16 protein-coding genes are annotated in these 13018 nt (G+C 46.1%); 9 read left to right on the top strand and 7 right to left on the bottom strand.

Translation table 11 applies throughout. From position 1 onward, the window contains the following. Positions 1-71 precede the first annotated feature (71 nt). Complete coding sequence (locus FOT42_RS12570) at positions 72-1106, top strand: alkaline phosphatase D family protein (protein WP_151890921.1); 1035 nt, start codon at positions 72-74, stop codon at positions 1104-1106. Between the two features lie 50 nt (positions 1107-1156). Further along, on the top strand, positions 1157-1576 hold the full coding sequence (locus FOT42_RS12575) for a nucleoside-diphosphate kinase (protein ID WP_151890922.1): 420 nt from the start codon (positions 1157-1159) through the stop codon (positions 1574-1576). A gap of 15 nt (positions 1577-1591) precedes the next feature. On the opposite strand, the gene FOT42_RS12580 is transcribed toward FOT42_RS12575, so the two are convergent. The 4 genes from FOT42_RS12580 to recF are packed head-to-tail and all read right to left on the bottom strand — an operon-like array spanning position 1592 to position 3950. Continuing rightward, positions 1592-2131 (bottom strand): GNAT family N-acetyltransferase, encoded by a 540-nt coding sequence (locus tag FOT42_RS12580; RefSeq protein WP_192938391.1) that lies wholly within the window; start codon positions 2129-2131, stop codon positions 1592-1594. Positions 2132-2150: 19 nt separating this feature from the next. Continuing rightward, the gene (locus FOT42_RS12585) at positions 2151-2447 is read right to left on the bottom strand and encodes a DciA family protein (RefSeq protein ID WP_151890924.1); all 297 of its coding nucleotides are present in this window, start codon (positions 2445-2447) and stop codon (positions 2151-2153) included. Further along, positions 2447-2869 carry a hypothetical protein gene (locus FOT42_RS12590; RefSeq protein WP_151890925.1) on the bottom strand — a complete coding sequence of 141 codons (423 nt, stop codon included), beginning with the start codon at positions 2867-2869 and terminating at the stop codon, positions 2447-2449. The genes FOT42_RS12585 and FOT42_RS12590 overlap by 1 nt, the downstream gene beginning before the upstream one ends. A gap of 1 nt (position 2870) precedes the next feature. Beyond that, on the bottom strand, positions 2871-3950 hold the full coding sequence (gene recF, locus FOT42_RS12595) for a DNA replication/repair protein RecF (protein WP_151890926.1): 1080 nt from the start codon (positions 3948-3950) through the stop codon (positions 2871-2873). Positions 3951-4076: 126 nt separating this feature from the next. On the opposite strand from recF, the gene FOT42_RS12600 reads away from it, so the two are divergent. The 7 genes from FOT42_RS12600 to FOT42_RS12630 all read left to right on the top strand — a co-directional run bounded on the left by FOT42_RS12600 (position 4077) and on the right by FOT42_RS12630 (position 10327). Further along, on the top strand, positions 4077-4838 hold the full coding sequence (locus FOT42_RS12600) for a tetratricopeptide repeat protein (protein ID WP_151890927.1): 762 nt from the start codon (positions 4077-4079) through the stop codon (positions 4836-4838). 3 nt (positions 4839-4841) lie between these two features. After that, positions 4842-5324 carry a 6,7-dimethyl-8-ribityllumazine synthase gene (gene ribH, locus FOT42_RS12605; RefSeq protein ID WP_151890928.1) on the top strand — a complete coding sequence of 161 codons (483 nt, stop codon included), beginning with the start codon at positions 4842-4844 and terminating at the stop codon, positions 5322-5324. A 212-nt stretch (positions 5325-5536) separates the two neighbouring features. Then, positions 5537-5821, top strand: a complete 285-nt coding sequence (locus FOT42_RS12610) for a riboflavin synthase subunit beta (protein ID WP_151890929.1) — start codon at positions 5537-5539, stop codon at positions 5819-5821. Next, positions 5821-7665 (top strand): DNA mismatch repair endonuclease MutL, encoded by a 1845-nt coding sequence (mutL, locus tag FOT42_RS12615; RefSeq protein WP_151890930.1) that lies wholly within the window; start codon positions 5821-5823, stop codon positions 7663-7665. Before FOT42_RS12610 ends, mutL begins: the two co-directional genes overlap by 1 nt. Next, positions 7666-8421 carry a rhomboid family intramembrane serine protease gene (locus FOT42_RS12620; protein ID WP_151890931.1) on the top strand — a complete coding sequence of 252 codons (756 nt, stop codon included), beginning with the start codon at positions 7666-7668 and terminating at the stop codon, positions 8419-8421. A 3-nt stretch (positions 8422-8424) separates the two neighbouring features. Then, positions 8425-9288 (top strand): rhomboid family intramembrane serine protease, encoded by an 864-nt coding sequence (locus tag FOT42_RS12625; RefSeq protein ID WP_151890932.1) that lies wholly within the window; start codon positions 8425-8427, stop codon positions 9286-9288. Positions 9289-9307: 19 nt separating this feature from the next. Further along, positions 9308-10327, top strand: coding sequence for an endonuclease/exonuclease/phosphatase family protein (locus tag FOT42_RS12630; RefSeq protein WP_151890933.1), 1020 nt, complete (start codon positions 9308-9310; stop codon positions 10325-10327). Here the strand turns inward: FOT42_RS12630 and FOT42_RS12635 are convergent. The 3 genes from FOT42_RS12635 to lepB are packed head-to-tail and all read right to left on the bottom strand — an operon-like array spanning position 10316 to position 13009. Next, a complete protein-coding gene (locus FOT42_RS12635; RefSeq protein WP_151890934.1) occupies positions 10316-10624 on the bottom strand; it encodes a DUF6122 family protein in 309 nt (102 codons plus the stop codon). The genes FOT42_RS12630 and FOT42_RS12635 overlap by 12 nt on opposite strands. Continuing rightward, the gene (locus FOT42_RS12640) at positions 10617-11249 is read right to left on the bottom strand and encodes a WbqC family protein (RefSeq protein WP_151890935.1); all 633 of its coding nucleotides are present in this window, start codon (positions 11247-11249) and stop codon (positions 10617-10619) included. Before FOT42_RS12640 ends, FOT42_RS12635 begins: the two co-directional genes overlap by 8 nt. Before the next feature lie 17 nt (positions 11250-11266). Next, positions 11267-13009, bottom strand: coding sequence for a signal peptidase I (gene lepB, locus FOT42_RS12645; RefSeq protein ID WP_151890936.1), 1743 nt, complete (start codon positions 13007-13009; stop codon positions 11267-11269). Between the last annotated feature and the right edge of the window lie 9 nt (positions 13010-13018).

A 13018-nucleotide genomic window follows, 5' to 3' on the forward strand; every position in this document is an offset into this window, starting at 1 on the left:
GCCAAATATACAATAATATAATATAGAGGTAACTTGCATTATCCTTATTTTTGAACCTCTAAACCCTATTAATGAAGCACACTTCCGTTTTGTTCGCCCTTCTGGTCCTCTTCATGGGATGCAAAAGGAAAGAAGGGAAACAACCCTTGAAAAAAGAAAAGGAACAGCCTGATTTTGTGGTGGCCTTCGGGTCGTGCAATATGCCACAGGAACCCAATTCATTTTGGGATGATGTGGTGGCCGAAAACCCTGATGTGTGGATCTGGGGCGGTGATATTGTCTATGCCGATACGGACGATGTGGATAGGATCAGGGCCATTTATGCGATGCAGGATACGGTACAGGGCTATGCCCGATTGAAGGCCGAGGTTCCCATCATCGGGACTTGGGACGATCATGATTTTGGAATCAATGATGGTGGCTCGGGATTTGCCATTAAAAAAGAAAGTCAGCAGGTGTTCTTGGATTTTATGGGAGTGCCTTTGGATAGTGAAAGAAGGAATCGCGAAGGAGTCTACGCCTCGCATGAATTTGAATTGCCTCAGGGAAAAGTGAAGGTCATTGTTTTGGACACCAGATATTTCCGAAGTGACCTGATTAGGGACGAAGACCCCAGAAGAAGATATAGGCCCAATACCGAGGATGGCGCCACCATACTCGGGGATGCCCAATGGGAGTGGTTGCAGGGCGAGTTGGCCCATTCCGATGCGGATTTCAATCTGATCATGTCCAGCATACAGATATTGTCCGGAGAGCATGGTTTTGAGACCTGGGGCAATTTTCCTGATGAGGTCGAAAAATTGGAAACCATGATCGTGGACTCAGGGGCTAAGGGAGTTATCATTTTGTCAGGGGACCGTCACATCTCTGAATTTTCAAGGGCCAACATCACTGGGTTGCCCTATCCCTTGATCGATTTTACGAGCAGTGGACTGACCCATTCCTATTCCAGCTTCAGTGGAGAGCCCAACAAATATCGGGTTGGTGAGGTGGTTTCGGATAAAAGTTACGGGATCATCGACCTATATTTCAAAGAGAAAGAGGCCCACATGAAGATCATGGGCGACAACGGAGCTGTGCTTCAGGAGTTAAAACAAACCTATTAAGCCTTGCCCGTTGTTCCAAAAACTGTACTTTTGCGCAAAATTTAAAGAAAATGACGGGAAATAGAACGTTTACCATGATCAAGCCAGATGCTGTTGAAAACGGGTACATCGGTGCGATTTTGGAAAAAATAACGGCTGCCGGATTCAAGATCGTGGCCATGAAGTACACCCAATTGAGCCAAAGGGATGCAGAGGAATTCTACGGCATCCACAGGGAGCGTCCTTTCTTTGGTGAATTGGTCGAGTTTATGACCAGGGGTCCCATTGTGGCCGCCATATTGGAGAAGGACAATGCCGTTGATGATTTTCGTGCCTTGATCGGTGCCACCAACCCGGCCGAAGCTGCCGAGGGCACTATCCGTAAATTGTATGCTGCCAGCATCGGTGAGAACGCCATCCATGGATCGGACAGCGATGAGAACGCTGCCATCGAAGGTGCTTTCCACTTTTCTGGAAGGGAAGTGTTCTAATTTGAACCAAAGATATCAAGAAGAAGCCGCTCCATTGGAGTGGCTTTTTTTATTGGAGAACAGCAGCAATTCCTCTTGACTTCCTGTCGGCATCACTTTTCCAATTTCTTGGAACCCCAACTTTCCCAGTAGTTGGCAAGACCGATTATTGGATGGAAGGACGATGGCGAGCACTTCATCAAAACCCAATTTGGATCGGGCGTGTTCCATAAGCGCTTTGCCGGCCTCCAACATCAAACCTTTTCCTTCATGATCTGGTAACAGGGCAAAACCGATGTCCGGATGGTCCAGATAATCTCGTTTCAAGAATCCGCACAGGCCTATCGGGACCATGGTTTCCTTGAAGCATAGCTTATACAGTCCAAAACTGTTGGTCTGGTAAGAATTCGTCAGGCTTTTCTGGATATAGTTTTCCGCGTCTTCCATTGAATATATTCCCTTGTCCCCAATAAATTGGATCCATGTAGGACTGTTCAACAATTCCAAAATGAATGTGGCATCGGAAAGTTCTGCTTCTGAAATGACGAGCCGTTCTGTGGATAGGATGACTTTCACGAGTGATGAAGGATCAATATCAACGAAGCACCAATTTCTTGACCAGTTCCCGGCCCAGTTCCTCATTGATCATGGAGATGATCTTGGTCTTGCCCAAACTGAGTTCTTCCCTGAGCACGGAGGAGGAAAGCGACACGTAGAGCGTCTCGTTCTTGAGTTCCACGGCCGTGGTGTAGTTGTTCACCCCATTGCCCATCAGGTTGACCCATGCCTCGCGGGCATCCACTTTGTCCATGCCTTTTTGGAGCTTGTTTTCCTTGATGAACTCGTTCAAGGCTTCGCTTAGCGGCAGATGGGAATTGTTCCTTTTGGCCATTATTTCGGGATTTTGATGGGTTGGAACCGCCTGTAGGAATAAGTGACCCCTTCTTCGTTGGTCACCGAAAATGAAAGGGAATCCACGGATACCAATTTTTCCTCCCATTCGCTGAACTCATTTTTGTAGCGGAGCGTATAGGTCTCTTGGTTTTCCGATACGGTGAAGAACTCCGTATCGTTCGAGGTGTCGTAGGAGCCATCAAACCGGGGCTGCATCTTCTTGCGGAACCCTTCGCCATCCTTCAATTTGATAAAATCAATACTGGGGTTGACCGAGTACTGCTTTTTGGAACCATCCGGAAATTCCACTTCGGCAATCTCCCAATAGCCGTTCAGATACTGTAGGTCCGCTTCGGCCACAGCGGTTTTTTTGCAGCCCAAGAGCATCAATAGCAATATAAAAGGAAGAATCCGTCGCATGTTACAAGGTAAAGATTTTATAGCTCTGATGGATGGTTTTCACCACATTTTCCGTGCGTTCTGCATGCGTGTCACTGATAAAGATCTGACCAAAATTATCGTTCTTCACCAAGCCCACAATATGGGAGACCCGGTTCTCGTCCAGTTTGTCAAAAATATCATCCAGCAATAGGATGGGCGTGGTGTTGGCCTGTTCCTTGATGAAATGGAACTGGGCCAGTTTCAGGGCAATCAAAAAGGATTTCTGCTGGCCTTGGCTCCCGAATTTTTTGATGGGATGTCCCGCAATGGTGAACTCCAGGTCGTCCTTGTGCACTCCCACCGAAGTGTATTGCAGGGCACGGTCTTTCTCTACGTTGGACTCCAAAAGTTTTAGGAGTGGACCTTCGGAGAGTGGGCTTTCGTAGGAGAGCATGATCTGTTCTTCCTTTTCCGAGATATGACTGTACTGCTCCTTGAAAATGGGCACAAAAGCAGCCATGAATTCCTTGCGCTTTTTATGGATCTCCGTCCCCAGTCCATGCAATTGTTCGTTGTAAATGGATAAGGTGTTCGGGTCAAAGGTGCGGTTGGCCACAAAGTATTTCAGCAGTGAATTCCGTTGTACCAAGACCTTGTTGTACTTGATGAGGTTCTGGAGGTAGCCCTTGTCCGACTGTGAAATAACGCCGTCCATAAACTTCCTGCGGGTTTCGCTGCCCTCAAGGATAAGGTCACGGTCCGAAGGGGAAATGATCACCAAGGGCAAAAAGCCAATATGCTCGGAGAACTTCTCATATGGTTTTCCATTGCGTTTGATGACCTTTTTGGTCCCTTTTTTGAAACTACAGATGATTTTTTCGGTTTTTCCCTCCTTTTCAAACTCGCCTTCCACCACAAAAAATTCGGTGTCGTGTTTGATGTTCTGCGTGGCCACCGGATTAAAGTAGCTCTTACCGAAACAGAGGTGGTAAATGGCATCCAGAATATTCGTTTTTCCCACGCCGTTATTGCCCACCAAGCAGTTGATGACGGGGTCGAACTCCAAGGTCTTGGAGTCGAAGTTTTTGTAATTGACTAAAGATAAATGTCTTAAAAACATAAAAATCTAAAGGGACAAAGTGGGTTTTTCCGATCGGTGTTCCGTTAGGGGTTCCAAAAATAACGAATAAATTACCTTTTGGTTTTGGATAAAAACTTTATTTTTGCGCGACCAATTAAATGACGGATGGCAACATACAAGAAGAGAGGCTTTAAGCCAAAAAATAAGGCGGAAGAAGCCCAAGTGGAAGAACACGACAGCACAACGGCGGAAGTGTTCAACACGCTGGACAAAGGTGCATCACGCACCGAGGCATGGGTACAAAAGAACCAAAACTATATTTTGGGGGTCATTGGAGCCGTTGCCATCGGGGTGCTTGCCTATTTGGGTTACCACCAGTTCATCCAAAAGCCGAAAGAGGCCTCTGCGGCCAATGAGCTATTCTATCCACAACAATATTTTGATCAGGCATTGGCCAGTGAGACCGAAAAGGATTCCCTGTTTACGTTGGCCCTTAACGGTGCCGAGGGTAAATACGGTTTCTTGGATATCATTGAGGAATACAGCGGAACCAAAGCGGCCAACTTGGCCAAATATTCTGCTGGAATGACCTATTTGAACCTTCAGCAATATGATGAGGCAATTTCCCATTTGGAAAGCTTTTCATCGGATGACGATATCATGGGTGCCATGGCCAAAGGCGGAATTGGAGATGCTTTTTCACAGTTGAACCAACCCGGAGATGCCTTGGATTATTACGAAAAGGCCATTGCCCATAGTGAAAATGAGTTCACCACGCCAAGATTTCTGTACAAGGCAGGAGTGGTTGCCATGGAATTGGGGGAAAAAGACAAGGCATTGGGGTATTTTGAGCGCATTAAGGAAGACTATCCGAACGCCCAGGAAGCCAATGGGGTCGAAGCCCTGATCGGAATGGCCCAAAATTAGACTATGGCCACAGCGAACAAAAATTTATCCACTTACGATAAAAACAAAATCCCAAATGCGAAGGACCTTCGGTTTGGGATTGTTGTTTCGGAATGGAACGGAGAGATCACCGGAGCCCTTTGTTCTGGGGCGAAAGAAACTCTTTTGGACTGTGGCGCACTTCCCGAAAACATATTGGTGTGGGATGTTCCCGGTAGTTTTGAGCTCACTTTTGGCTGCAAAAAGATGATGGATACCCAAAAAGTGGATGCCGTCATCGCCATAGGTAGTGTCATCAGAGGGGAGACCAGTCATTTTGATTTTGTGTGCAGTGCCACGGCACAAGGCATCAAAGACCTGAACGTGGCCTACGATATTCCTGTCATTTTCTGCGTCCTGACCGATGACAATCTTCAGCAGGCCAAGGATAGGAGCGGGGGCAAACATGGCAACAAAGGTACGGAAGCGGCCATAGCGGCCATCCAAATGGCTGTGTTGGGGAGATAAGTTCAAGCACAAATATCAAGTACAAGTATCAAGTTCAATAACATAGATGGGCCGTCTTTTATCAAGTTGAACTTTTGGATGGTTGGGTTTTTTGAGTTTGAACTTTTCCCTTTAACTTGAACCTTCCTCCTCCTGTTAACATTTTTTGGGAACAGTGTCCAATCCCTTTTTTCTATTTTGAGTACCTTTGAGGTGATACGGAGAAGGATGTTATGCGAAACCCCTTAAAACTTAGGAAAAATAAATCGTTCGATTATTCCCCACGCTACTACAAGGGGGAGGGCAATCCGTATAAAATAGAACACAAACTGGATAAGTTTCGAAGCACGGCACATACCAATAGAGGACTCAAGAACAAGTTTTCATCGGCAATGGATGACTTGAAAACGGAAGGGGACAAAAACCTGAAGCTGCGTCTTCTGGTCATCGTGGGCATATTGGTGTTGCTGTTCCTTTTTATCATCGACTTCGACCTATCGATATTCCTGAATCCCTAATGGCTGACATCATCAAACTTTTGCCAGACCATGTTGCCAACCAGATTGCGGCAGGGGAAGTGGTCCAACGGCCTGCTTCCGTGGTCAAGGAACTCTTGGAAAATGCCATCGATGCCGGTGCCAAGGTCATCAAATTGATCATAAAAGATGGCGGAAAGACCCTCGTCCAAGTGGTGGATGACGGGGTTGGGATGAGTGAGACCGATGCCCGATTGTCGTTTGAGCGCCACGCTACTTCCAAAATATCATCAGCGCAGGACCTGTTCAACTTACAGACCAAGGGTTTCCGTGGAGAGGCTTTGGCTTCCATTGCGGCCATTGCCCATGTGGATATGCAGACCCGAACGCCTTCGAATGAGGTGGGAACCCATATCAAGATCGAAGGGAGCAAAATTGTTTCCCAAGAGGTCGTCGCGAGTCCGAAGGGTACTTCCATTTCAGTGAAAAACCTCTTCTTCAATATACCAGCCAGACGAAATTTTTTGAAATCCGACCAAGTGGAGCTCCGTCACATCACCGATGAGTTCCATAGGGTGGCCTTGGTGCACCCAGATATCGAGTTTCATTTCTACAATAATGGTTCTGACATCTTCAACCTGCCATCATCAAAACACCGTCAGCGCATTGCCCATATTTTTGGCAGTAAGATGGATGGTCGATTGGTGCCCGTGCAGGAGGAAACGGAGGTGGTGAAGATCTCCGGATTTGTCTGCAAGCCCGAATTTGCCAAGAAGAGCAGGGGGGAGCAGTTCTTTTTTGCCAATGGTAGATTCATCAAAAGTCCATATTTGCACCATGCCGTGGTCGCCGCATTTGAGGGTTTGATCAAATCGGACATGTACCCAGGCTATTTTCTGTACCTGCAAGTGGACCCGTCTTCCATCGACATCAACATCCATCCTACGAAGACAGAAGTGAAATTTGATGATGAGAACACGCTCTACGCTATTCTCCGATCGACCATAAAGCATAGCTTGGGGCAGTTCAATGTGGCCCCGGTACTTGATTTTGAGCATGACCCGAACCTGGATACGCCTTATTCGTACAAAGAAAAGGGGGCAACCTTGCCCAAGATTACCGTGGATGCCAGTTTCAACCCCTTTCAGGAAACTTCTGAAAGGAAAAGTGCAGGGAGGTCCTATCAAAAAGCCAGTGCCAAAGGTTGGGAGGGACTGTACGAAGGACTGGAAAAAGGCTCCGATATTGAAGGTTTCAGCAGTGTGGTCATCGAGTCGGAAAGCGAAGAACAGGGCACTTTGTATTCGGAAGATGGGACAGGGCATTTGGCCTCCACCTTTCAGCTCCGAAGAAAGTATGTGGTGAGCACGGTCAAGTCCGGAATGCTCGTCATCCACCAGAGCAGGGCACATGAACGTATCCTTTTTGAAAAGTTTTTAGGGGAGATCACGGTGAAGGAAGGCCTGAGCCAACAACTGTTGTTTCCCATGGAGCTGACCTTCAACAAGCAGGAACTGGCCGTTCTGAACGAGATCAAGGAAAGCCTGACAAACATCGGTTTTGCCTTTGAAAACCTGGAACAGGAAACTGTAAAAGTGACAGGCGTTCCGTTGGTGGTCCCCGAAAGTGGGATTGGCACGGTATTGGATCGCCTCATCGCAGATTATACGGAAGGGTTCAGCGATGGTTCCGTTTCACAAGCAGAGGTCCTGGCCAAAGTGCTTTCCAAGAACTTGGCGGTACGGACCGGCGAGGTGTTGGACCAAGAATCGCAGTTGGCCCTTTTGGACAACTTATTTGCATGCAAGGAACCTTCATTGAGTCCGTTCCAGAAATTAACGTACACCATTATCTCCGAAGGGGATATCGATAAAAAATTCAGTTAGATGGGTAGAATGACCGAGGCAGTAAAGCATTTGTTGATCATCAATGTGATCTTGTTTTTTGCCACACAACTATATGGGGAACAAATGTACCAATGGCTGGCACTATGGTTTCCAAAAAATGAAAATTTCCATATTTGGCAAATAGTTACCCACATGTTCATGCATGGGGGTGTTATGCACATAGCATTCAATATGTTGGCTCTTTGGATGTTTGGGACCCCTGTTGAAAGGGTCTTGGGGAAGAACCGATTTTTATTTGTCTACTTTTCAGCGGGATTGGGAGCGGTATTGTTTCAGTTGGGGTTCTATTACTTTAATTTTTTGCCAATTCAATCGGAATTGTTGAGTACAGGACTTTCAAATCAGCAAATATTGGATATGATGGCTTCGAACCGACTTCAAGAAGGTTTGACCGAGATCCAGATTTCCACCTTGCGATCGGTAATGCCCGAGTATGCTCAAATTTATCATGCAAGTATGGTGGGTGCCTCTGGTTGTATCATGGGGGTACTGGCTGCTTTTGGGATGATGAACCCAGAGGCAAGACTTATGTTGATTTTCTTGCCAATTCCCATTAAAGCCAAGTATTTTATTCCTGGAATCATTCTGTTGGATATTATTTCGGCGCTTACAGGGCAATCCTTTTTCAGTCCTAGCAATACGGCGTATATGGCCCACGTTGGTGGTGCCATTATCGGTTTCCTGATCATGTGGTATTGGAAAAAGAACCAGTTCAACAATAGAAGATGGGATTGATCTATGACAAATGGCGGACTTCAATATCAATTTGCCCGACTCAGCATTGCTGAAAAACTTATCGTTGTCAATGTCCTGATCTTTATTCTGGATGGATTGTCAACAGCCTTGTTGGGCCATTCGGTGTCCCACTGGTTTCACTTGCCCAAGGATTTTTTGGAATTTGTGGGCCAACCGTGGTCTTTGATCACCTATTCCTTTTTTCATGCGGGATTGGGGCATATCTTTTGGAACATGCTCATGCTCTATTTCGCGAGTCGCATCTTCCTGAATCTTTTTGATGCCCAAAAGTTCATCAACGTGTATTTTTTGGGTGTCATCGTTGGTGGGTTGGTCTTTTTGCTCAGTTATAATGTCTTCCCGACCCTGTTGAACACCAACACAGCATTAATTGGGGCATCGGCAGGGGTGACGGCCGTACTGATCTTTGTCTGTGCATACATCCCCAACCAGGAGGTCAGGGTAATTTTCTTCAACATCAAACTATGGTATGTGGGGGCGTTCTTCGTTTTGGTGGATCTGATACAGATACCCTATGGCGCGAATATTGGAGGACGGTTGGCCCATTTGGGCGGTGCTTTTTTGGGCTATATGTATGCCCGGCAATTGCTCAATGGCAATGATATTGGCGCTGGGTTCACCAAGTTGAGGAATTCCATCGGGCAACTGTTCAAACCAAAAGAAAAAAAGGCCTCGATGAAGACCGTATATAGAAAAAACACTGCCGCAGACAGTCAGGCTGACTATGACAGGCAGGCCAGACAGCGAAAGATTGATACTATTCTGGACAAGATCAGCAAGTCGGGATACGAGAGTCTGTCCAAAGAAGAAAAGGACTTTTTGTTTAAAGCAGGTAAGGAAGATTGATACATAAAAATCAACGTCAATGCTGGATAGGATAATTCTTGCCATCAATATTTTAGTTGCCCTTTTATTGGGCATCATATCCATTTTTTCTTTTTTACCGTTCCAGCCAATACCTGTCCTTTCGGTATTGAGCCTCTTCGTTCCTTTTCTTCTTATCCTGAATGCTTTATTTCTGCTGTATTGGTTGTTCAGAAAAAGAAAAAGAGCAATTTATTCCATATCGGCATTGCTCATAGGATATATCTCCTTTGGATTTTTCTATGGATTTGGAGACAAAGATCAGGTGGGGAAAAAGAACACTGATTTGAAGATATTGACCTACAATGTTTGGGGCTTCAATAAGAATGGATGGATCAAGGAACCCGGTATTGGTGATAGTATAATCAATTTTATAAAGGAAAAAGACCCGGACATCCTTTGCATCCAAGAACACAATAGGATTCGTCATCGCCAATTGCGCCAGTATCCTTACAGAAGTGAAACTCCCTACTCGACCGGACGGACCACACAAGCGATTTTCTCAAAATATCCCATAGTGGGAAATGGTTCGCTGGATTTGCCAGGAACGATCAATAATATTATTTATGCTGATATTGCCCATGGAAAAGACACCATACGGGTGTATAATATCCATTTGCAGTCATTCAGTATTGTGCCGAGTGCAGCTTCCTTTTCGGACGGGGACAAGTCTGAAAAAGCATACCGGCGTTTGGTAAACACCTTCACAAAGCAACTGGAGCAGGCAAAGATTTTTAGGAGCCATCTTCAGGACAGTCCTTTTACGAACATTGTCTGTGGGGATTTCAATAACACCCAATTTTCAAATATCTATAAAATAGTCAGAGGAAATCTGCGAGATACCTTTTTGGAGAAAGGTGAGGGGTTTGGTCGAACTTATGACCTGTTCAAATTCCCGATCAGGATAGACTATATCCTGGCCGACCCGGATTTTGAAGTTCTGGACCATGAAAATTTCAACGAAAAACTGTCCGATCACTACCCTGTGATGGCCACCTTGCGCCTCAATTCACATCAATAGACAATCCATTATATCCGCTATTATGTGGATGATCAGAGCCAACCCAATGATTCTTGTAGGCCTGAAAAAAGGGAGAATGCAATACACCAAAATGGCCCAATAGCTGTGCAAAGGATGAAAACCAATGCTGCAACGATTTGGGTCAAATAAGGGGTCTGCCAGCAGATGGTCCACATCGATGAGAATGCCTGCCAACAAAATCAGTGCGATTTGCAGTCGATTGCCTTTGAAAAACCAGAAGGCAATAAGGATGGGCACCAAAAAATGGATACCATAATGGGCCATATGCCTAAGCATGGGACAAATCCAAGGGTTGGTGCTTCAGGTAGGTAAGCGCATTGGTGCCCTCGTTGAACAACAGGTCCAATATGCTCAGGTCGGGAATGAAGCGGTGGCGATCATCGAACACTTGTGGGTAAGGTTCCAATTGTATAGTTCCTTTTCGTTTGGCCTCTGCCAAAAAGCGGGTGTCCAATAGTTCGGTCGGTTCCATTTGGAACTTCTCGGTCTGTGTCATTGGCAGTTCCACTCCCATACAGTTGCAGATTACCTCAATGGTCTTTAGGTTGAACTCATACAAAGAGACGTCATTTCCCTCATACAGCGGTCTTATCCCATCTTCATAGAATTCAAAGAATGGAGAGGTCCTGTAGGCCGTTTCCAAGGTCCGCCAATGTTGTTTTTTCCAAGGATAACTGTTGTCCATTTCCACATCGGCATATTTTTGCCTGCCCTCATCGCCTCCTACGTGTTTGACGGGAATGTTGAGCATGTGCTTCCCTTTGTCCGTACAGATGTAACATCGGTTTCGGTAGGTCTGCTTCTGAAAATTGTCATTGGCCTCCCAGACCACATCATTTTGAACCATAGCGGCAAAAGAGGCCACATTGGGAAAATAGGTGGGGTGGAGCAATATTTTCAAAACAGAAAAATTAGGGGTTATTCGGCCTTTTTCTTCTTTCGCTTTCGGAAGAAATCAAATACAAACCAACCGATGATTACTGCCACAAAATACCAGCGGTACGATACAGGTTCCCCGCTACCGCCCACGGTGGTGAAGACACGCTCCCATCGGGGCCTCCAATTGGCAAGACCTTCCGTGAAATTGTCAAAGCTCATCCAAAGGAAGACAGGTTTCCCCACAATATGGTCTGCAGGGACATAGCCCCAGGTCCTACTGTCCTCGGAATGGTCGCGATTGTCCCCCATCATCCAGTAATAATCCTGTCTGAAGGTATAGGAGTTGGCTTCTTGTCCATTGATGAAGACCTTGTTTCCCGTCACCTTCACATCGTTGTGCTCATAGTCCCTGATTATTTTTTTGTACAGGGGGATGGTTTTGGAGTTGATTTCTACCGTTGCTCCTGCTTCGGGAATGTAAATGGGGCCAAAATTGTCATTGTTCCATGGATAGAGGTTCGGTTTTTGGGGAAAGGAACCACCATATTTTCCTTTGGGTTCCAAGGTCATCACCACGGAGTCGATGGCCGGGTTTTGGCGGAGTTTTTCCACCATTTCAGCGGTCATGTTGGCAACTCGTGACAAAGGTTTTTCTTCGGTCAAGGAAAGCCTCAATTGTCGGATGACTTCTGTTGGGATTCCTTTTTCCTGTGTTATAAGTTCAATTTTTCCATCTTTTGTCCGATTGGCTCCCATGGCGTAAGGTGCCAAGGCATTGTACTGCGCTTCGTTTATGCTGGTAGCGATGTACTTACGAAGATAATCCGATGCATTCACGTCTTCCAGATAACGACTGGATACACCATTCTTTGCATATACTTCATAATCGTACATAGGTTTGGCCCTGTCCGAAAGTTGGAGTTTTTTTCCATTGATATGCACAAAGCCGTCAACCACGGAAAGAGAATCCCCAGGAGTTCCTACACAACGTTTTACGTAATTGGATTTCTTGTCTATTGGTTTTATGACCGCCTTTTGCGCTTTGAAGAATTGGTACAACGTATCCGAAGGCAGACTGAAGACCACAATATCGTTCTTCTCCACGCTCTCAAAACCGGGCAAGCGCATGTAGGGCAGTTGCAGTTTGTTGATCCAGGAAGTCTTGGCGGTCTCGGGGTCCACATCGGCCACATAGGACCTTGTTTTGAGCACGGGAAGTGTATCGTGTACCATTGGGGCGGCCAAAGTGGTCATGGGCACCCGGGCACCATAATGGAACTTGCTCACAAAAAGGAAGTCCCCGACCCGTAGGGTGCGTTCCAATGATCCGGTAGGGATCACATAGGGCTGGATGAAATAAGTGTGCACCAAAGTTGCCGCCACGATGGCGAACACAATGGAGCTGACCCATTCGCCCAGACCGGTTTTGGGCTTCAGGCTGCGGTCCTCAATGTAGGTGACATCTTCAACATAGTTGATATAATAAATGTAGAACCCGAGGGTGAGGATCACCAACCAGGTGTCCAGTAGCGAAGTCTTTCCAAAACTGCGGATGGTCTCTACCCAAACGACGGGAAACATCAATAAATTGATGATGGGTATGAACAATAGGATGACCCACCACCAAGGCCTGTTGATGATCTTCATCAATACGACCCCGTTATATACAGGAATGGCGGCCTCCCATGCCTTTCGCCCTGCTTTTACATATAGTTTCCAAGTACCCAAAAAATGGATGATCTGGATGATCAAGATGAAAATGATCCACTGTGTACCGTCCATATAAAATTT

The organism is Flagellimonas hadalis, assembly GCF_007785775.2.
Classification (GTDB): Bacteria; Bacteroidota; Bacteroidia; order Flavobacteriales; family Flavobacteriaceae; genus Flagellimonas; species Flagellimonas hadalis.

Excerpts from the sequence above, each read along its gene's own strand:
- FOT42_RS12600 (WP_151890927.1), top strand. The coding sequence starts at position 4,077 with ATGGCAACATACAAGAAGAGAGGCTTTAAGCCAAAAAATAAGGCGGAA.
- FOT42_RS12635 (WP_151890934.1), bottom strand. The coding sequence starts at position 10,624 with ATGCTTAGGCATATGGCCCATTATGGTATCCATTTTTTGGTGCCCATC.
- FOT42_RS12575 (WP_151890922.1), top strand. The coding sequence starts at position 1,157 with ATGACGGGAAATAGAACGTTTACCATGATCAAGCCAGATGCTGTTGAA.
- FOT42_RS12585 (WP_151890924.1), bottom strand. The coding sequence starts at position 2,447 with ATGGCCAAAAGGAACAATTCCCATCTGCCGCTAAGCGAAGCCTTGAAC.
- FOT42_RS12620 (WP_151890931.1), top strand. The coding sequence starts at position 7,666 with ATGGGTAGAATGACCGAGGCAGTAAAGCATTTGTTGATCATCAATGTG.
- FOT42_RS12630 (WP_151890933.1), top strand. The coding sequence starts at position 9,308 with ATGCTGGATAGGATAATTCTTGCCATCAATATTTTAGTTGCCCTTTTA.
- ribH (WP_151890928.1), top strand. The coding sequence starts at position 4,842 with ATGGCCACAGCGAACAAAAATTTATCCACTTACGATAAAAACAAAATC.
- FOT42_RS12625 (WP_151890932.1), top strand. The coding sequence starts at position 8,425 with ATGACAAATGGCGGACTTCAATATCAATTTGCCCGACTCAGCATTGCT.
- lepB (WP_151890936.1), bottom strand. The coding sequence starts at position 13,009 with ATGGACGGTACACAGTGGATCATTTTCATCTTGATCATCCAGATCATC.
- mutL (WP_151890930.1), top strand. The coding sequence starts at position 5,821 with ATGGCTGACATCATCAAACTTTTGCCAGACCATGTTGCCAACCAGATT.
- recF (WP_151890926.1), bottom strand. The coding sequence starts at position 3,950 with ATGTTTTTAAGACATTTATCTTTAGTCAATTACAAAAACTTCGACTCC.
- FOT42_RS12610 (WP_151890929.1), top strand. The coding sequence starts at position 5,537 with ATGCGAAACCCCTTAAAACTTAGGAAAAATAAATCGTTCGATTATTCC.
- FOT42_RS12570 (WP_151890921.1), top strand. The coding sequence starts at position 72 with ATGAAGCACACTTCCGTTTTGTTCGCCCTTCTGGTCCTCTTCATGGGA.
- FOT42_RS12590 (WP_151890925.1), bottom strand. The coding sequence starts at position 2,869 with ATGCGACGGATTCTTCCTTTTATATTGCTATTGATGCTCTTGGGCTGC.